At 75.4% G+C, this 18,047-nt stretch carries 15 protein-coding genes and 1 tRNA gene; 7 read left to right on the top strand and 9 right to left on the bottom strand.

What is annotated here, in order from left to right:
- Positions 1-20 precede the first annotated feature (20 nt).
- The 3 genes from ACZCLJ_RS02225 to ACZCLJ_RS02215 are packed head-to-tail and all read left to right on the top strand — an operon-like array spanning position 21 to position 3,044.
- Positions 21-1,205, top strand: a complete 1,185-nt coding sequence (locus ACZCLJ_RS02225; RefSeq protein WP_463105315.1) for a LolA family protein — start codon at positions 21-23, stop codon at positions 1,203-1,205.
- Complete coding sequence (locus tag ACZCLJ_RS02220) at positions 1,202-2,179, top strand: ABC transporter ATP-binding protein (protein ID WP_463105314.1); 978 nt, start codon at positions 1,202-1,204, stop codon at positions 2,177-2,179. The genes ACZCLJ_RS02225 and ACZCLJ_RS02220 overlap by 4 nt, the downstream gene beginning before the upstream one ends.
- Complete coding sequence (locus ACZCLJ_RS02215) at positions 2,166-3,044, top strand: ABC transporter permease (RefSeq protein WP_251151404.1); 879 nt, start codon at positions 2,166-2,168, stop codon at positions 3,042-3,044. The genes ACZCLJ_RS02220 and ACZCLJ_RS02215 overlap by 14 nt, the downstream gene beginning before the upstream one ends.
- A gap of 120 nt (positions 3,045-3,164) precedes the next feature.
- Here the strand turns inward: ACZCLJ_RS02215 and ACZCLJ_RS02210 are convergent, their stop codons facing one another.
- From ACZCLJ_RS02210 to ACZCLJ_RS02200, 3 genes are all read right to left on the bottom strand, one after another.
- Positions 3,165-4,427 carry an RtcB family protein gene (locus ACZCLJ_RS02210; protein WP_463105313.1) on the bottom strand — a complete coding sequence of 421 codons (1,263 nt, stop codon included), beginning with the start codon at positions 4,425-4,427 and terminating at the stop codon, positions 3,165-3,167.
- Positions 4,428-4,453: 26 nt separating this feature from the next.
- Positions 4,454-4,527 (bottom strand) — tRNA-Ala (locus ACZCLJ_RS02205).
- Positions 4,528-4,747: 220 nt separating this feature from the next.
- A complete protein-coding gene (locus ACZCLJ_RS02200) occupies positions 4,748-4,879 on the bottom strand; it encodes a hypothetical protein (RefSeq protein WP_463105312.1) in 132 nt (43 codons plus the stop codon).
- A 264-nt stretch (positions 4,880-5,143) separates the two neighbouring features.
- On the opposite strand from ACZCLJ_RS02200, the gene ACZCLJ_RS02195 reads away from it, so the two are divergent.
- Entirely contained in the window at positions 5,144-6,286 is a 1,143-nt protein-coding gene (locus ACZCLJ_RS02195; protein ID WP_463105311.1) for a glutathione-independent formaldehyde dehydrogenase, read from the top strand.
- Positions 6,287-6,346: 60 nt separating this feature from the next.
- Here ACZCLJ_RS02195 and ACZCLJ_RS02190 read toward each other — a convergent pair whose 3' ends face one another.
- Positions 6,347-6,739: a DoxX family protein gene (locus tag ACZCLJ_RS02190; RefSeq protein ID WP_251151406.1), complete on the bottom strand. Its 393-nt coding sequence runs from the start codon at positions 6,737-6,739 to the stop codon at positions 6,347-6,349.
- 211 nt (positions 6,740-6,950) lie between these two features.
- On the opposite strand from ACZCLJ_RS02190, the gene ACZCLJ_RS02185 reads away from it, so the two are divergent.
- The 3 genes from ACZCLJ_RS02185 (at position 6,951) to ACZCLJ_RS02175 (ending at position 9,427) form a co-directional block, all read left to right on the top strand.
- Positions 6,951-7,778, top strand: a complete 828-nt coding sequence (locus ACZCLJ_RS02185; RefSeq protein ID WP_251151407.1) for a metal-dependent hydrolase — start codon at positions 6,951-6,953, stop codon at positions 7,776-7,778.
- A gap of 266 nt (positions 7,779-8,044) precedes the next feature.
- Positions 8,045-8,977, top strand: a complete 933-nt coding sequence (locus tag ACZCLJ_RS02180; RefSeq protein ID WP_463105310.1) for a serine protein kinase RIO — start codon at positions 8,045-8,047, stop codon at positions 8,975-8,977.
- A 51-nt stretch (positions 8,978-9,028) separates the two neighbouring features.
- Complete coding sequence (locus ACZCLJ_RS02175) at positions 9,029-9,427, top strand: DUF6841 family protein (protein WP_463105309.1); 399 nt, start codon at positions 9,029-9,031, stop codon at positions 9,425-9,427.
- A gap of 10 nt (positions 9,428-9,437) precedes the next feature.
- Here the strand turns inward: ACZCLJ_RS02175 and ACZCLJ_RS02170 are convergent, their stop codons facing one another.
- The 5 genes from ACZCLJ_RS02170 to ACZCLJ_RS02150 all read right to left on the bottom strand — a co-directional run bounded on the left by ACZCLJ_RS02170 (position 9,438) and on the right by ACZCLJ_RS02150 (position 17,982).
- Positions 9,438-10,430 carry a hypothetical protein gene (locus ACZCLJ_RS02170; RefSeq protein ID WP_463105308.1) on the bottom strand — a complete coding sequence of 331 codons (993 nt, stop codon included), beginning with the start codon at positions 10,428-10,430 and terminating at the stop codon, positions 9,438-9,440.
- Complete coding sequence (locus ACZCLJ_RS02165) at positions 10,427-10,993, bottom strand: hypothetical protein (protein ID WP_463105307.1); 567 nt, start codon at positions 10,991-10,993, stop codon at positions 10,427-10,429. Before ACZCLJ_RS02165 ends, ACZCLJ_RS02170 begins: the two co-directional genes overlap by 4 nt.
- Positions 10,994-11,069: 76 nt before the next feature.
- Positions 11,070-15,266, bottom strand: a complete 4,197-nt coding sequence (locus ACZCLJ_RS02160) for a PHP domain-containing protein (RefSeq protein WP_463105306.1) — start codon at positions 15,264-15,266, stop codon at positions 11,070-11,072.
- Positions 15,266-17,008, bottom strand: a complete 1,743-nt coding sequence (locus ACZCLJ_RS02155) for a DNA polymerase Y family protein (RefSeq protein WP_463105305.1) — start codon at positions 17,006-17,008, stop codon at positions 15,266-15,268. Before ACZCLJ_RS02155 ends, ACZCLJ_RS02160 begins: the two co-directional genes overlap by 1 nt.
- Positions 17,005-17,982: a hypothetical protein gene (locus ACZCLJ_RS02150; protein WP_463105304.1), complete on the bottom strand. Its 978-nt coding sequence runs from the start codon at positions 17,980-17,982 to the stop codon at positions 17,005-17,007. The genes ACZCLJ_RS02155 and ACZCLJ_RS02150 overlap by 4 nt, the downstream gene beginning before the upstream one ends.
- Positions 17,983-18,047 lie beyond the last annotated feature (65 nt).

Here is an 18,047-nt window from a genome sequence, read left to right as displayed (position 1 = left end):
CACGTTGGGCGGTACCGGTCGTGGTCGCCGCGGTCGTCGCCGGCGCGTTCGCGGCACCCGCGCTCGTGGCCTCCGCCGACTCCGACCTCCCCGAGCTCACCCCGGCCGAGCTGCTGGCGAAGGTCGCGGAGGCGGAGCCGGTCCCGCTGTCCGGGACGGTGGTCCACACCGCACGGCTGGGGCTGCCCGACCTGCCGCTCGAGGAGCTGCAGGGCGCGAGCCCGCTCGACCTGCTGGGCGGCAGCTCGACCGTGCGGCTGTGGTCCGACGGCGAGGGTCGCTCGCGCGCCGCGCTGCTCGGCGACCTGTCCGAGTTCTCCGTGGTGCGGGACGGTCCGGAGGCCTGGACGTACTCGAGCCGCGACGACGAGGTCGTGCACTACACGGTCGCGCCGGACGACCTCGCGGCGTACGAAGAGCTCGACGAGGCCGCCCGCACGGGCACCGCACCCGACGTCGCAGGCGATCTGCCGACCCCGGCGCAGGCGGCGGACGCGCTGGTCGCCTACGCGGCGCTCTCGACCGACGTGACGGTCGGCACGGCCACCCAGGTCGCGGGACGCGACGCCTACCAGCTCGGCCTCGTGCCGCGCACCGACGGCACCCTCGTGGAGCGGGTCCTCGTCGCGGTCGACGCGGAGACGTCCACACCGCTGCGGGTCCAGGTCTGGAGCACGCAGGACACGCAGACACCCGCGCTGGAGATCGGCTTCACCGACGTGTCCTTCACGACCCCGGACGAGGCCGTCTTCGACTTCGCGGCGCCCGCCGGGGCGTCCACGAGCGAGGTCGAGGTCCCGCTGCCCGACCCGGCCGACCACGCGACGCCGGGGCCCGAGGCGCTCACGGCGGCGCCCGAGGGCGTCTCGGTGAGCGGCACGGGCTGGGAGACGGTCGTGTCGGTGGACGGCGTCGACGTCGCCGGCCTGCTCGCCGGGGGCCCCGCCTCGGCGGCTGCGCTCCCCGGGGTCGAGCGCAGCTTCGGCTCCGCCGGTGCCGAGGACCTCTACGGCGAGCTCGTCGGGGAGGACGGGACCGCCCCCGGCCTGCCGGAGATCGACGCCGCAGCGCTCTACGAGCAGCTGACCGAGGAGGTCCCCGAGGGCCGGCTGATCTCCTCGGCGCTGCTTTCCGTGCTCGTGACCGACGACGGCCGCGTCCTCGTCGGGGCCGTGCCCGCCGAGGTGCTGCGCGACCTCGCATGACGAGCACGACGAGCACGACGAGCGCTGCCGGCACGCAGCACCCCGCCGTGCGCACCCGCGGCCTGACCAAGCGCTTCCGCTCCGGTCAGGTCGCGGTGGACGGGGTCGACCTCGAGGTGCCGCGCGGCGCCGTCTACGGCTTCCTCGGGCCGAACGGCTCCGGGAAGACGACGACGTTGCGCATGGTGCTGGGGCTGGTCGCGCCGACCTCGGGCACGGCCACGCTCCTCGGGGAGCCGATGCCCGCCGCGGGGCCGCGCGTCCTGCCCCGGGTCGGCGCGCTCGTCGAGGGGCCCGGGTTCCACCCCTACCTGTCCGGGCGCGCGAACCTCGACCGGCTCGACGCCGTGGACGCGACCGCCGACCCCCGGACCCGGGACCGCCGGGCCGGTGCCGCACTCGACCGGGTGGGGCTCACGGCGGCGGCCCGCAAGCCGTTCCGCCAGTACTCCCTCGGGATGAAGCAGCGTCTCGGGCTGGCCGCGGCCCTGCTGCGACCGCGCGAGCTGCTCGTCCTCGACGAGCCGACGAACGGTTTGGACCCGCAGGGCACGCGCGAGGTGCGGCACCTCCTGCGCGATCTGGCCGACGCCGGCACGACGGTCCTCGTGTCGTCGCACCTCCTGGGAGAGGTCGAGCAGGTGTGCACGCACGTGGGCGTCATGAGCCGCGGGCGGCTCCTCGTGCAGGGACCGCCCCAGGAGCTCGCCGCCGACGGCGAGGCGACGGTCGTCGTCACCACCACGCGTGCCTGCGTCGAGGGCGCGTCACGGCTCCTCGGCGACCTCGGCCTGGTCGACGTGCAGGCCGAGGGGACCGCGTTGTCCGCACGCCTGGGCATGGTCGCGCCGGAGAAGATCTCGGCCGCGATGGTCGGCGCCGGGCTCGACCTCGTCGGGCTCGAGGTCCGCCGGCCGAGCCTGGAGAACCTGTTCGTCGAGCTGACCGGGGAGGGCTTCGATGTCGCTCGCTGAGCTGGAGACCGGCGCAGGGCCGGCGACCCCGCCCACCCGCACCCGCGGCGCCTTCACGAGGCTGCTGGGCAGCGAGATCCGCCTGGTCCTGGGCCGGCGTCGCAACGTCGTCCTGCTCGTCGGGCTCGCCCTCGTGCCCGTGCTGATCGGCACCGTGGTGTTCGTGACCCAGGACACCGCGGTGGGTGCCGGAGGACCGCCGTTCCTCGACCGGGTGACCGGCAACGGCCTGTTCCTCGTGCTCACCGCGCTCGTCGCGTGCCTGCCCCTGCTGCTGCCGCTGGTCGTGGGCATCGTCGCGGGTGACGCCGTCGCCGGCGAGGCGCAGGCCGGCACGCTGCGCTACCTCCTGCTGGTCCCCGTGCCCCGCACCAGGCTCCTCGCCGCGAAGGCGCTCGCCGTGCTCGTCTTCGCGGCGTGCACGGTCGTCGCGATCGCCCTCTCCGGGCTCGTCACCGGCGCGGCGTACTTCGGGGTCGGCGACGTGACGCTGCTGTCGGGCGACACGGTCTCCACCGCCGAGGGCGTGGCGCGCACCGCGGGCATCGTCGCGTACGTCGGGCTGTCGCTCACCGGACTGGTCGCGGTGGGGCTGTTCTTCTCGACGCTGACCGAGGTCCCGGTCGCGGCGATGGCCGCGACCGTCGTCGTCGCGATCGTGTCCGGCGTCCTCGACGCCCTCCCGCAGCTGTCCGCCGTGCACGGCGCGCTCCTCACCCATCACTGGCTGGACGTCGGCGAGCTGCTGCGCGCGGAGATCGACGTCGGCGTGCTCGGCGGGGGCCTCGCCGTCCAGGCGGCGTGGGCGGCGGTCTTCGGCGCGCTCGCCTGGAGCCGCTTCACGACGGCGGACGTGTCGTCCTGAGGCCACGACCCGGTACGGCCGAGGTGGCGAGGAGCGAGAAGCACAGCGGCGACGGCACGACGGACGCCGTCGGCGCCGGGAGGTCCCGATGCCGACGGCGTCCGCGTGGTGACCCCCGAGTCAGCCCTTGACGCAGAGCAGCGTCGTGAGTCGCGCGACGACCTCGACGAGGTCGGACTGCGCCGCGATGACCGCGTCGAGGTCCTTGTACGCGCCGGGGATCTCGTCGAGCACCCCGGAGTCCTTGCGGCACTCCACGCCCGCTGTCTGCACCGCGAGGTCGTCGAGCGTGAAGGTCTTCTTCGCCTTCGTCCGCGACATCCGGCGACCGGCGCCGTGCGACGCCGACCAGTACGACTCCGGGTTCCCGAGGCCGCGCACGATGTACGAGCCGGTGCCCATCGACCCCGGGATGAGCCCGAGGTCACCCGCGCCTGCACGGATGGCGCCCTTGCGGGTGACGACGAGCTCCTGGCCGTCGACGTGCTCGACCGCGACGTAGTTGTGGTGGACGTTGACCGCTTCCTCGAACGTCACGTCCCGGTCGGGGAACGAGGCACGGACCGCGTCGACGACGAGCGTCATCATCACCGCGCGAGACCGCGCCGCGTACTCCTGGGCCCACCAGAGGTCGGCGAGGTACGCGTCCATCTCGGGCGTGCCGCCGAGGAAGACCGCGAGCTCGCGGTCGACCAGTCCCTGGTTGTGCTCGAGCCGCTTGGCGATCGCCACGTGCTGCTCGGCGAGCGTCTTGCCGATGTTGCGGGAGCCCGAGTGGAGCTGGAGCCAGACACGCCCCTCGGTGTCCGAGCACAGCTCGGCAAAGTGGTTGCCTGAGCCAAGCGTTCCGAGCTGACGACGGGCCCGGGTCTCCAGGTCGGAGACCCTGCCGTGGAGGCGGCCGAACCGCGACCAGAACGCCTCGGCGCCGCGCGCGACCTCGGCGGGACCGCTCCCGGAGATGGACCGCAACCGTCGGGGGTCGATCGGCTGGTCGTGCGCGTCGAACCCGACGGGGACGGCCGCCTCGATGCGCGAGCGGACCGCGCGCAGGTCGTCCGGCAGGTCCTCCACGGTGAGCGAGGTGCGCACGCCGATCATGCCGCAGCCGATGTCGACGCCGACCGCGTTGGGCGAGACCGCATCGCGCATCGCGATGACGGAGCCGACGGTCGCACCCTTCCCGAGGTGGACGTCGGGCATGACGCGCACGCCCTCGACCCAGGGCAGCGCGGCGATGTTGCGCAGCTGCTGGAGCGCGGCGCTCTCGACCTCGTGCTCGTGCGCCCACATCAGGGTGGGCGCCTTCGCGCCGGACAGCGGGACGGGGAACGCGTGGGCCTCGGTGCTCACGGTGACGACCTCCTCGGGTCTTCTTCCCATGGTGCCCGCCGGGTGGCGGGACGGGGTGCGCGCGGAGGGGATCGAACCCTCGACGCCCGACCCGCGAGGGGCCGGCGCTCTTCCGCTGAGCTACGTGCGCTGGTGCCCTTTACGTCGGGCAGACGTCGTGACGAAAGGACCACGAAGAAGCGCACCGCCCACCGTCATGCATTCACCACGGCCGCGCGGACGATGCACGCACGGCGCCGGCAAGAATGACGATGAATGGTCGCGGGAATGCAGCACCGACCGATGGTCGGCGCATGAAAAAGGCCACCCCGGGAGATTCTCCGGAGCGGCCCGTCGTGTCGACGCGAGGGTCAGACGACGGAGCCGCCGGAGGGCTCGAGAACATCCGTGGAACAGCGCTTTCGCGGCGCGCTCGACAGGCCGAGCTCGCGCTCGTCCCGCAGCACGGGACGACGCGAGTCGTACCGGTGGAATGCTCGCACGGTGCTGCTCCTCTCTCGTCGATCTCCGCACCCGAAGGCACGGCTCCGGGTGGACCGAGGAATACCGTACGGCATTGACCGGGACAGCACAACCCATTTGTGGAAGGTGGTCGGAAAGATGTCGGGAGCGCAATTCGCGTACCCGCGCTCGCGTCAGCGTGCCGGTCGGCGCCGCCCCACGTGCGAGCACCCTCTCGCCTGCACACGATGGCGGTGCCGGGCTCGAGCACACGGGTCCGCACGCCTGACAGCCAGGAGGTCGCCATGCGCGCAGTCGTCTACCGCGGGCCGAAGCAGGTCGAGGTCACCGAGGTCCCCGACGCCAGGATCGAGAAGCCGACGGACGCCCTCGTCCGGATCACGACCACCAACATCTGCGGTTCCGACCTGCACATGTACGAGGGCCGGACCGCCGTCGAGGAGGGCAAGGTCCTGGGCCACGAGAACATGGGGATCGTCGAGGAGGTGGGCGACGCCGTCGACCGGGTCCGGGTGGGCGACCGCGTCTCGGTCCCGTTCAACATCGCGTGCGGCACGTGCCGCAACTGCATCGCCGGCTGGACCTCGTTCTGCCTCCGCACCAACCCCACGGAGGGCATGGACGGCGCCGCCTACGGCTACGCCAACATGGGCCCCTACGACGGCGGCCAGGCCGAGGTGCTGCGCGTGCCGTACGCCGACTTCAACCTGCTCGAGCTCCCCGAGGGCACGGACCACGAGAACGACTTCACGATGCTCTCCGACATCTTCCCGACGGGGTGGCACGGCACCGAGCTCGCGGGGGTGTCGCCCGGCGACGACGTCGCGGTCTTCGGCGGAGGCCCGGTCGGGCTCATGGCCGCGCACAGCGCGCTGATCCGCGGGGCCGCGCGCGTGTTCGTCGTCGACAAGGAGCCCGACCGCCTGCGGCTCGCCGAGTCGATCGGCGCCCAGGGCGTCGACTTCTCCCGCGGCGACCCCGTCGAGCAGATCATGGACGCCACGCTCGGGCGCGGCGTCGACAGCGGCGTCGAGGCCGTGGGCTACCAGGCCCACGACCCGTCCGGTGAGGAGCACCCCGAGCTCGTGCTCGACAACCTCGTGCAGGTCGTGCGCGCGACCGGGGGCATCGGCGTCGTGGGCGTCTACGTGCCCCAGGACCCGGGCGCGCAGGACGAGGGCGCGAAGCAGGGCCGCATCGGGTGGGACTACGGCACGTTCTTCACCAAGGGCCAGCACATGGGCACCGGCCAGGCGCCGGTCATGCGGTACAACCGCCAGCTGCGCGACCTCGTCGTGGCGGGCCGGGCACGGCCGTCGTTCATCGTGTCGCACGAGCTGGGACTCGACGAGGCGGCGGACGGCTACGCGCGCTTCGACGCGCGCGAGGACGGCTGGACCAAGGTGCTGCTCAAGCCCGGCGCCTGACGGACCGTCCAGCCGGTCCCGTCCGGCGCGCGGCCCACGCCTCGCGGCGAGGGCCGCCGTCTACCCGACAGGGCCGGGACCCTGGTCCCGCGCGACGGAGACCGCCCAGGCGACGAGCGGGACCTGGAGCGGGAGCCGACCCCACGCCACGGCCGGTCGCCGAGCCCACGCGCGCGCGCCGCGGCGCGAGTCGAGCGCCATCTTCACGTTGCCCGGGAACACCCCCACGAGGAGGGCGGCGCTCGCCGCTCCCCCGAGCCGGCGCGTCGACGGCAGCGCGAGCGCGACGGCGCACGCGAGCTCGGCCGCACCGCTCCCCACGACCCACGCCCTCGGGGAGCCGAGACCCTCCGGGATCAGCGGCTCGAAGACCTGCGGTCGGACGAGGTGCAGCACGCCCGACGACCCGAGGAGGGTGGCGAGGCCGACGGCGGAGAGGGTTCGAGGGCGCACCGGTCGAGGCTACGGCGGGCGTGGCCCAGGTGCTCGGCGAGGTCTCGCCGTGTGCCAGCAGCGTCGCCGATCCGTGCTTGGCACACTTTTCTCGCGCTCTCGGATCAGGCAGCGCCGGTGTCAGGGACCGCCGGTAGGGTTCGGACGTTCCGGACAGACCTCCCGACGCCGACGGACGGGGCGGGACCGACCACGAGGAGACCGCCTCACCATGATGGGTGCCAACCATGCCGCCACGGGAGCCGCAGCCTGGATCGCCGTGACGTCGACGGCCCCGTTCGCCCTCGGCCTGCACCCGGTGTCGTCGGTGGGGGTCATGACCGGCGCGGTGGTGTGCGCCGGAGCCGCGCTCCTGCCGGACGCGGACCACCACAACGGCACCTTCGCCCACTCCCTGCCGCCCGTCAGCGAGTGGGTCTCCGACGCCGTCGAGGCCGTCTCCGGAGGGCATCGGCAGGGCACGCACTCGTTCCTCGGCATCGCGGTGTTCACGGCGCTCGCCTGGGCTGCAGGGCTCCTGACGGTCGAGACCGAGTCGTTCGGCACCGTGTACGTCGGTGGTGGCGTCCTCGCCGTCCTGCTCGTCGCTCTGGCCCTCAAGGCCCTCAAGCTCACGCGCCGCGGCAAGCTCGCGCCGTGGCTCACGTCGCTCACCGTCGCCGCGCTCGTCGCCCTCTTCTCCCCCGAGGAGTGGAACTGGCTCCCCGTCGCCGTCGGCCTCGGCGTGACCGTGCACATCCTCGGCGACGTGCTCACGACGAACGGCGCCCCGCTGCTGTGGCCCGTGAAGCTGCGCTCGCCGCGCTGGGTGCGGCGCTCGCTCCTCGTGGACGACGTCTGGCGGCCCGGGGGCAGCTTCGCCGTCCCGCTCCTCGGCGACACGGGCTCCGTGCGCGAATGGCTGCTCGCGACGGCGGTCGGGCTCTACGCCGTGGTCGGGTTCACGTGGTCGGCGCTCGACCAGATGGGCTTCGACACGCTCGGGACGTGGGAGCGGCTCGTCACGGTGATCGGCAGCGCGGTGGCCGTCGCCTTCTGACGGCAGGCGGCGGCAGGCGGCGGCAGGTGAACGACACGTCGACGGCGGGAAAAGACGTTGCCGCACCCCACCCGGCGATGGCACGGTCTGACCAGCCGCCCGCGTCGTCGGGCACCGGAGGACGGAGGTACGCCATGAGCTGGACGAGCCAGTCCCGCGTGTCCACCACCCCCGGGAGCGCCGCGCGCCGCTGAGCCGGCCGCCGTCCGCCCGCGCCGTACCGGCGCCGGGCCGGCACCGAGCGCTCCTCGCCCGAAGGAGCCACCGTGCCCGAGCACGACCTGTCCGACCCGTACCCGTACCTGCCCCCGACGTTCGCGCGCGACCCGCGCACTCCCCCGCCGCGGCGCCTGCGCCGCACGGACCGCCCTGACGATGCCGGCGAGTCCCTTGGCGTGCTGGACGCCGCGCTCGACCCCGATCAGCGATGGTCGACGTGGCACGCCGTGGAGAAGGGCCAGCGCGGCCCCGAGCCGTACCCGCCGTGGCTCGTGACGGCCGACGCCGCCGTCGACACGGACCTCGGCGTCCTCAAGACCGGCAAGGAGGCGGACGTCTACCTCGTCGAGCGCGCCGTCCCCGGCGACCCGGCCCGGCGGTCGCTGCTCGCCGCGAAGCGCTACCGCGACCTCGACCACCGGGCCTTCCGGCGCGACACCCTGTACACCGAGGACCGGAGCGTGCGGCGCACCCGAGACCGACGCGCACTCGACCGCAAGTCCTCCTACGGGCGCCAGGTCGCGGCGGGCCAGTGGGCTGCGGCCGAGTTCGCGGCGCTGGTCGAGCTGTGGACTGCCGGCGTGCCTGTCCCCTACCCGGTGCAGATCGACGGGAACGAGATCCTCATGGAGTTCGTCGGGACGAGCGACGGCGACGCGCACGAGGCCGCGCCGCGGCTCGCCCGCACGCGGCCGGACGCCGACGTGCTCGTCTCGTGGTGGGACCAGCTGCGCGACGCGATGGCCGTCATGGCGCGCCTCGGCTACGCGCACGGCGACCTGTCCCCCTACAACGTGCTCGCCGACGACGACCGCCTGGTCCTCATCGACCTCCCGCAGGTCGTGGACCTCGTCGCGAACCCGTTCGGCACCGAGCTCCTCCTGCGCGACTGCCGGACCATGACCGCCTGGTTCCGCTCCCGTGGTCTCGACGCCGACGCGGACGAGCTGTTCGCCGACCTCCTCGCCCAGGCGTGGTGACTCCCGCGCGCGCCCGCGCCGTGCGGCCGCGCGCAGGGTAGAAACGAGGACATGGAGTCCTACGACAGCGACGACGTCCAGGCGTTCCTCACCACGTTCGGGGTGGCGGTGAGCACGGGCGACCTCGACGCGATCGCGGAGGCGTACGCCTTCCCCGCGCTCACCGTGCGGGCGGGCTCGTCCGAGATCGTCCCCGACCCCGACACGGTGCGGGACGCCGCCCAGGACGCCGCGCGCGGTCACCGCGAGCGCGGGCTGGTGGCCGCCGCCCCGTACCTCGACGACGTCGAGGAGGTCGGCGACGCGCTCCTGTGGGCGCGCGTGCGCTGGAGCTACCGGGACGAGAACGCGAACGAGAAGGAGTCGCGCACCGTGCGCTACCTGCTGCGCCGGGCCCGGGACGGGTTCGAGGTGTGCGTCGTCGTCCCGGAGGCGCCCGACGGCGCGTGAGCCGCGGCTCTCAGCAGCCGCCGTCGGGCGCGACCGGCCCCTGCCGCGGCGCCCCGCCCTGCGGGTCCGGCGGGAGGTAGTCCAGGCGCACCCCGGCCGTGACCGGCACGGCGAGCACCGCGGAGTCGCCGGCCGCGCGCGACCAGTCGCGGGGGACGAGGAAGTAGGTCCCGCCCGCCTGCTGCACGAGGACGAGCCCGTCGTACCGGTACCGGAAGGCGGCACCCTCCGGAGCGCAGACCAGCGGTTCCACGCCGGGTGCCACGAGCCGCAGGTCCGTCGTGCTGCGCACCACGACGCCGGGGTACCCGGCCAGCTCCGCCTCGAACTGACGGCCGCGGCTCTCCCCGATGTCCGCCGAGTAGTTCGCGACCGCCCAGAAGAGCGAGACGGCCACGAGGGTGAACACCGCCGCCCACTCGGTGAGGCGTGCGGCGACGGACGGTGGACGCCACTCCGGGCGGGAACGACGGAGCTCGTCGCGCCACCTCCGGACGACGGCGACCAGCACCAGCAGACCGAGCGCGAGGCAGAGCGGCGCGACCCAGGACGGGACGCCGTCGGCGAGCCCTCGTCCCGGCCAGACGGCCTGGAAGAGCCCGAACCCGACGAGGACCGCTCCGACAATGCCGACGCCGAGGAGCACGCGCGGGTGCGGGCGCCGCTCGCCCGCGCGGACCGAGCCGCCGCGCACCCAGAGCGCGACGAGGACGACGACCGCCACCACCGCGAGGGGCAGGAGGAAGCCGTCCTGGGCGAGCACCATGTAGTCCGTCGACGTGAGCTGGAGGGACGTGACGTCGACACCGAAGTACTGGTAGAAGAACATGGCGCGCTGTCGGCCGAAGAAGTAGAGCAGCGCGGTGAGCAGTCCCGCAGGGGCCACGACCTCCGTGGCGATCCGCGCGAGGCGCGGCACGTCGGTGCTCGGGTCGGCGTCCTCCGGTGGCCGGGCGTCGGCCGGGCGGTCAGCACCGCGGGGTGCCGGAGGACCCTCGGTCACGGCCCGTCGCCCGTCGCGCCGCCCCCGGCGTCGGTACCGCTCGGGTCGCCGCCGGTGCCGGTCGTCGTGCTCGTCGTACCGGGGTCCGTGGCGCCGGGCTCCGTGCTGCCGGGCTCCGTGCTGCCGGGGTCCGTGGTGGTCGCGCTGCAGTCGGCCAGGAGGACGACGGTCGACCACCGCTCGACCGTGAGGTCCTCGCGCCACGCCGGGTCGGAGCCGTCGTAGAGGCAGCCGGGCCCGGCGTCGGAGGGGTCCGAGACGACGGTCACGCACAGCTCCCCGCCACAGCTCGCCGTCATCTCGTCGAGGAACGTCGCACGCACCTCGGCGAAGTCGATGCCGATCTGCTGCGCGGCGGTCCCCATCCTGACGGGCGAGCCGCCGGAGGCTCCGCCCTGCGCCGGGGGCGCTGCGCCGTCGGTCGCCGTCCCGGCGTCCGGTGCGGGCTGCTCGCCGTCCCAGCTGCACGCCGCGACCGCGCACACGACCCCGGCCGTCAGCAGCACAGCGGTGACGCGACGCGGGGACCGGCGTCGTCCGCCCTGTCCTGTCTCCGTCGACATGGCCCGGTCCTTCCCGTGGTCCTCCTACGTGGAGGGAGCAGCCGCTCGGAAGGCGTGATACCGGACGTCCCCGGGCTCAGCGGAAGTCGCGGGACGTGGTCGCCACCTGGAGCGAGAGCGGGGCGAGGTGCTCCGCGACGAGGTTCGTCGCGCCGTCGGCCCGCTCGAGCCGGCCCCGCACGACCATCGCCGCAGAGGCCCGCGCGACCTTGCGGAACCGGCGCCAGAGCCCGGCCGAGCAGACGACGTTGAGGATGCCCGTCTCGTCCTCGAGGGACAGGAACGTCACTCCCCTCGCCGTGCCGGGGCGCTGTCGGTGGGTCACGACGCCTCCGACGGCGACGCGCGACCCCGGTCGCGGACGGGTACCGGGCGGTTCCCCCGCCGCGCGTTCGGCCTCGTCGGCGTGCTCGATCTCCTCGGCCGCGCGCACCGCGCCCGCGACGGTGAGCACCCCGGCGGCGGCAAGACCGTCGCGCACGTACTGCGTCGGGTAGGAGTCGGTCGACACGCCGGTAGCCCACACGTCGGCGACGGCGGCCTCGACGTCGGTCATGCCGGGCAGCGGCGGCGCCTCGACGCCGACGCTCACGCCCGGCAGCGTGCCCGGCCCTTCCTGCGACAGGGCGCCCGCGGCCCACAGCGCCTCGCGCCGTGACGTCCCGAGCGACTCCGTCGCGCCCGCGGTCGCCAGCCCTTCGAGCTGGGCGGTCGTGAGGTCGACGCGCCGCACGAGGTCGCGCAGGTCGGCGAACGGGCGAGGCCCGTCGTCGACCCACGACGACGCCCGGCCGGCCGGAAGTGTCTCAGCACCCTCCCCGTCCCCGTCCCGGGCAGTGACGATCCGCTCGGCGGCCTGCTTGCCGAGCCCGCGCACGCTCGCGAGCCCGAGCCGCACCGCGAGCCCGAGGTCCGGCTCGGGCCCGAACGCCGGGTCGATCGTCACCTCGCTGCTCGCCGGGGCACGGTCCGCGCCACCCCCCGCCGCGGGCGCCGGGAGTCGCTCGACCGTCGCCTCGACGCCCGACGCGTTGACGTCCGGGCGCAGCACCGTCACGCCGTGCCGCCGCGCGTCGGCCACGAGCGACTGCGGCGAGTAGAACCCCATGGGCTGCGCCGCGAGCAGCCCCGCGTAGAACGCCGCGGGATGGTGCACCTTGAGCCACGAGCTCGCGTAGACGAGGAACGCGAACGAGTACGCGTGCGACTCCGGGAACCCGAAGTCGGCGAACGCCTTGAGCTTGTCGTAGATCTGCTCGCCCACGTCCGGCGGGACGCCGTTCCTCGCCATGCCCTCGAGGAGCCGGCCGTGCAGCGCCTCCATGCGCTCGACCGAGCGCTTCGACCCCATCGCCCGCCGCAGCTGGTCCGACTCCGCGGGCGAGAAGCCCGCGACGTCGATCGCCATCTGCATGAGCTGCTCCTGGAACAGCGGGACCCCGAGCGTCTTGCCGAGCGAGTTCTCCAGCAGCGGGTGGAGAAACGTCACCGGCTCCCGTCCCCGCGCGCGGTTGATGTACGGGTGCACGGAGCCGCCCTGGATCGGTCCCGGCCGGATGAGCGCGACCTCGATGACGATGTCGTAGAACCGCCGGGGACGCAGGCGCGGCAGCGTCGCCATCTGCGCGCGCGACTCCACCTGGAACACCCCCACGGTGTCCGCCGCGCACAGCAGGTCGTACACCGCCGGGTCGTCCTCCGGCAGCGTGTGCAGCTCCAGGTGCGACCCCTCGTGCTGCTCGACCAGGCCGAACCCGATGCGCAGCGCCGTGAGCATCCCGAGCCCCAGCAGGTCGAACTTCACGAGCCCCGCGTCGGCGCAGTCCTCCTTGTCCCACTGCAGGACCGTGCGCCCCTCCATGCGCGCCCACTCGACGGGGCACACCTCGATGACCGGACGGTCGCACATGACCATGCCGCCCGAGTGGATCCCGAGGTGCCGCGGCAGGCGCAGCATCCGGTCCGCGAGGTCCAGCACCTCGTCGGGGATCTCGCCGTCCTCCGCGGCGGACGGCGGCCGCTGCTCGGGCACGACGTCGTGCGTGTCGTCCGCGCGCAGCGCGCCCTCGATCCTGGGGTCGCCCACGCGGCTGTGGTCGCCCACGCGGCTGTGGTCGCCCACGGGAGTCCGGGGAGACGGCGCCGGGTCTACCCGCCTCCGCTCGTCCCTCGCTCCGGCCTGCCAGACCCACCACGACCCGGCGCCGTCTCCCCTCCCTCCCTCGGCACGTCCGTCACCCTGGTCCTCGGCGGTCCCCACCCCCCGCCCTCTGCCGTGCCCGTCGCCCTGGTCCTCGGCGAGCGGGTCGACGACGCGTGGCCGCACCGCCCGACCCGTCAGGTCGGGCGACCAGTCGCCCCGGTGCCCGACGTGCGGCCGCTCACCGCGGCCACCGGGCGTGGCCACGGTGGCGACGCCCGACGCCGAGGTGGCCCCGTCGTCGCGCGAGGCGCCGTCCCGGGAGGTGCCGGTGCGCGGGGAGGTGGGGGTGGCGCGCGCGGCCGGAGGTGAGCTGATCGACGAGGCGGAGGGGGGCGGGGACCGCCGAGGGCCGTGGTCGGGCCTGGCGGGAGGACCCGAGGAACGAGGGTCCGGATGGTAGGCCCGAGCGCGGTCCCCGCCCCCCTCCGCCGGACCCGACCACGACGCTCCGCCGGACGGCCCCCAGAGCGCCGCGACGCGCGCGTCCTTCTCGGCGGTCTTCGTCGCGATGTCCCGCTCCTTGGCCGCTCGGTCCGCCGCCGGCGACGACGGGTCCGGTCCGCGCAGGGAACCCCAGCGCTCGATGGACTTGCTCCAGGCGTCGGCCTGCCCGACGTCGTACCCGAGCGCCCGCGCGGCGTCGCGCACGGCGGACTTGGGACGGTAGGAGATGACGTTCGCGACCTGCGCGGCGTGCGTGCGTCCGAACTTCCCGTAGACGTGCTGGATGACCTCCTCGCGCCGCTCGGACTCGATGTCGACGTCGATGTCGGGCGGGCCGTCGCGCTCGGGCGCGAGGAAGCGCTCGAACAGCAGGCCGTGGCGCACGGCGTCGACGGCGGTGATGCCGAGCGCGTAGCAGACGGCGGAGTTCGCGGCCGACCCGCGCCCCTGCGCGAGGATGCCGTGGACCCGGCAGAACTCGACGAGGTCGTAGACGACGAGGAAGTACCCGGGGAACTCGAGGTCCTCGATGACCGTCAGCTCGTGGTCGATCTGCCGCCACGCGCCGGGCACGCGCTCGCTCTCGCCCGGTCGTGGACGGGGTCCGTACCGCTCCTCGGCCCCGCGGCGCACGAGCTCGCGCAGCCACGTGGCCTCGGTGTGCCCGTCGGGCACGGGGTAGGGCGGGAGCCGCGGCGCGACGAGGCTCAGGTCGAACGCGCACTCGTCGCCGAGCGCCGCGGCGGTCGTGACCGCCTCCGGGTACCGGCGGTGGCGCGTCAGCATCTCGGCCGCGGAGCGCAGGTGCGCGGTGGGGGCACCGGGCAGCCACCCGTCCATGTCGTCGAGCGACGACCGGGCGCGTACTGCCGCGAGCGCCCCCGCGAGGTCGGCGTCGCGGGGCCGGGCGTAGTGCGCGGCGGTCGTCGCGACGAGCGGGAGCCGTGCGTCGGCGGCGAGGTCGGCGAGCGCGTCGTGCAGGTCGGCGGTGCGCGGGTCGTCGGTCGCGGTGATCTCGACGGCGACGTTCCCGGCGCCGAAGACGGCGACGAGCCGGTCGAGCTCGCGGCGCGCGGCGGTGCGCCCCTCGGTGACGAGCGCCCGTCGGACGGCGCCCTTGCGGCACCCGGTGAGGACGAGCCACTGCCCGTCGGCCTCGTGCCCGAGCTCCTCGAGCCGGTAGTCGGCGGCGCCCTTGGTCCCGGTCGCGAGGTGCGCGGTGGCGATCGCGCGCGAGAGGTTCCGGTAGCCCTGGGGGCCGCGCGCGAGGGCGAGCAGGTGGGTGGCGCGCGGGTCGGGGACGCCGGTGGGCGGGTCGAGCACGGGTGCGCCCGACGGCGCGCGCCGTCCCCGCACGGCCCCGCGTCCGGCCGGGTCCGCCGCGCCAGGGCCGGCGGGGACCGGCAGGTGCAGCTCCGCACCGAAGACGGTGGGCAGCGACACCTTCGCGGCGGCCTGGGAGAACCGGACGACGCCGTAGAGACCGTCGTGGTCGGTGATCGCGAGCGCGGACAGCCCGAGGCGCGCGCCCTCGGCGGCGAGCTCCTCGGGGTGGGACGCGCCGTCGAGGAAGCTGAACGCGGAGTGGGCGTGCAGCTCGGCGTACCGGGGGGTGCGGGAGGCCATCAGTCGTACACCCCCTCGACGGTCCAGCGACCGCGCGTGCTCGCGAGGAGCAGCCCACGACCGTCGTCGAGCAGCACCTGGAGGTGGACACGCCGGCGCGGCGAGGGCGTCCACCACCGCTCGGCCACGGGCCAGGGCCCGGCCCAGTCCACGACGGCGCTCTCCTCGCCCGCGTTCTCCTCGCCCACCCCCTCCGGCGCCCGGCGGCCCGTCCCGGTCGCCTCGTCCGCGGGGCACCGCACGGTCGCCGGCTCGCCGCTCATCGCGAGGCGCGCGTCGATCACGACGGGACGCGCGGCGTCGTCGAGCACGACGACGTCCTGAGGAGCGGTGGGCACGACGGCGGGCGCCGGGCTGGGCAGCGCGCCGGGCCAGGGGCGGGCGGGGTCCCGCGGGAGCGCGACGTCCTCGCCGAACGGGGCGAGGTGGACGCGGTCGGTCGCGTCGCGGCCGCCCTGGACGCGCGCGCGCAGCACGGCGTCGCCGCCGAGCAGGCCCTGGACGCGGCCGAGCGCGCGGTGCGCGCGCTGGTCCTCGCCGCTCGACGCGCCCCACAGGCGCGGTTGCTCGGCGCCCGCGGGGACGACCTCCTCGGCGGTGAGGGCGAGACGGGCGAGGGGCGCGCCGTCGGGCACGTCGGCGGTACCGCCCGACCTGCGCCCGGCGGCCCGCAGCGAGGACGCGGTGAGCCAGCCCTCGAGCTGCCAGCGCACCCGGTCCGTGATGCGGGCAGGGCTCAGCACGCCCGTGGGGCCGTCGAGGCGCCACGTGCGCTCGAGGTCGTCGCCCTCGGTGGTGCGCGCGGTGATGCGCAGCCTCCCCGCGACGAGGGACCGGGTGACGAGCTGGTCGTGCAGGTCCTCCGCGAGCCGGCGCGCGGCGAACGTCGCGACGTCGACGCGCTCGGCGGGCGGGTCGAGCTCGGCGGCGACGGCGACGTCCGGCTCGACGCGCCGCCGGGCGGGCGGGCGCAGGTCCTCGCCGCGCGCGAGGCGGTGCGCCCACGCGCCGGTCTCGCCGAAGCGTCCCTCGACGGTCGTGGCGGGCAGGGCGGCGAGCGCGCCGAGCGTGCGGACGCCGAGCCGGTCGAGGAGCTGGACGAGCTCGGCGACCGCGACCGCGACGTCGGGCCGGGTGGCGACGTGGACGAGGTCGGACGCGGGCCGCGACGCGAGGAACGCCGCGGCCTCGCCCCGCGGCACCACCACGGAGGAGCGCGCGGCGAGCACCGCCGCGAGGATGCCGTCGGCGACACCCACCTGGGCCTCGTGGCCCGTGCGCTCGACGACGCGCGCCACGAGCGCCTCCGCGAGCGCGGCGTCGGAGCCGTGGTAGCGGCTCGCGCCCGCGGCGGGCAGGAGCAGCAGGCCGGGCCGGGTGATCTCGAGCCCGGCCACGACGGACTCCGCCGCGAGCGCCACGGGCTCGAACTCGCGGGCGTCGCGCGCGTCGTCGACGTCGAGCAGCTCGAGCTCGGGGCAGCACTCGCGGGCCCGACGGCGCCGCATCCCCCGGCGCACCCCGGCGGCCCGCGCGGTGGCCGAGACGGCGACGACGCGGCGGCCGTCGTGCGTCGCGGCGGGCACGTGCGAGGGGATCTCGCGGACGGCCATCGCGGCGAGAACGGGCCAGTCCGGGACCCACAGGGCGGCGGTGCGCGTCGACAGCCTGCCCACGTCGGTCACGGGCTGCCCTGCCTTCCCGGAGGCGGGGCGCGGTCCACGGGTCGGGCGGTCGGTCATCCCACGAGCCTCAGCCGGTCCGTCGTGCGCTGCGCCGGGGCGGGGAGCGTACCGTCGGCCACCCGCGGGTCCGCGTGGTGCCCTGCCGTCGTGCCGTCGCGCTCGACGAGGTACGCGGGCCAGTCCCGGCGGCCGAGCGGCAGCTCGACCTCGAGGCGGGCGGGCCGCGCCGCGCCCGCACGTCCCGCCCGCTCGACGCGCAGCGTGCGGCGGCGGAGCCAGCCCGCGCCGTGGTGGGCACCCGACCAGGCCCCGCCCGTCACGGTGAGCGCGACGTGCGCCCCCGGCCACGTCGTCGCGGCGAGCAGGACCGTGCCGCGCTCCCTCGCGCGCGCCACGACGCGGCGCCTGTCGGCGTCGGTGAGGGCGGCCGCCGGGCCGACGACCACGACGTCCATCCCGTCGACGAGCGCCGCGAGGGCGACCGCGGCGTCCGGCCCCGGGCGGGGCACGAGCGCGAGCCGGCCGAGGTCGACACCGGCGTCCGCGGCGGCGAGCAGCCCGACGTCGGGCAGACCGACCGCCGTCGTCCACGCCCCCGCCGCCGACGCGCCCGCGACGAGGGCGAGCAGCAGGCTCGTCGAGCCGCGCACGGCGAGCACCGTGCCGCGCCGGAGCGCCCCGGTGGGGAGCAGGGGGGCGAGCGCGTCGTGCACGGGCCACGACCGCTCGTCGGGCGTCGTCGTCGTCGTCCGCGACGGCCCGCGCGGCGCGACGGGCGCCGGCTGCCCGCCGGGACGTGCGACAGGGCGGACGACGGGCGCCGGCTCAGGGCTCGCGACGGGAGCGAGGTCGGCGCGCGCGACCGGAGCGAGCGGCGTCACGAGCGGGTGGCGGCGGTCGTGGTGGCGGACTCCGGCCCGCTCCTCCGCCCGGCGCAGGGCGGCACGGGCCAGGGCGGCGCGATCGGCCCGGTCGGTCGTGCCTGCGGCCTGCGCCGTCGGCTGCTCGCCCGGGTCGGCGAGAACGGTCATCTCGCCTCCAGGTCCTGCTCGTGCCGTGCGCCCGCCGCGATGAGGGAGGGGCGCTTTCGAACAGA

This window comes from Cellulosimicrobium sp. So1_17, assembly GCF_055181235.1.
The sequence above is the reverse complement of the archived record's forward strand: the minus strand, read 5'-3'. Positions and strand labels throughout refer to the sequence as shown.

Coding starts and splice junctions, on each gene's coding strand:
- ACZCLJ_RS02195 (WP_463105311.1), top strand. CDS start 5,144: ATGCGCGCAGTCGTCTACCGCGGGCCGAAGCAGGTCGAGGTCACCGAG.
- ACZCLJ_RS02210 (WP_463105313.1), bottom strand. CDS start 4,427: ATGGGAAGAAGACCCGAGGAGGTCGTCACCGTGAGCACCGAGGCCCAC.
- ACZCLJ_RS02165 (WP_463105307.1), bottom strand. CDS start 10,993: ATGTCGACGGAGACAGGACAGGGCGGACGACGCCGGTCCCCGCGTCGC.
- ACZCLJ_RS02215 (WP_251151404.1), top strand. CDS start 2,166: ATGTCGCTCGCTGAGCTGGAGACCGGCGCAGGGCCGGCGACCCCGCCC.
- ACZCLJ_RS02185 (WP_251151407.1), top strand. CDS start 6,951: ATGATGGGTGCCAACCATGCCGCCACGGGAGCCGCAGCCTGGATCGCC.
- ACZCLJ_RS02160 (WP_463105306.1), bottom strand. CDS start 15,266: ATGGCCTCCCGCACCCCCCGGTACGCCGAGCTGCACGCCCACTCCGCG.
- ACZCLJ_RS02220 (WP_463105314.1), top strand. CDS start 1,202: ATGACGAGCACGACGAGCACGACGAGCGCTGCCGGCACGCAGCACCCC.
- ACZCLJ_RS02175 (WP_463105309.1), top strand. CDS start 9,029: ATGGAGTCCTACGACAGCGACGACGTCCAGGCGTTCCTCACCACGTTC.
- ACZCLJ_RS02155 (WP_463105305.1), bottom strand. CDS start 17,008: ATGACCGACCGCCCGACCCGTGGACCGCGCCCCGCCTCCGGGAAGGCA.
- ACZCLJ_RS02150 (WP_463105304.1), bottom strand. CDS start 17,982: ATGACCGTTCTCGCCGACCCGGGCGAGCAGCCGACGGCGCAGGCCGCA.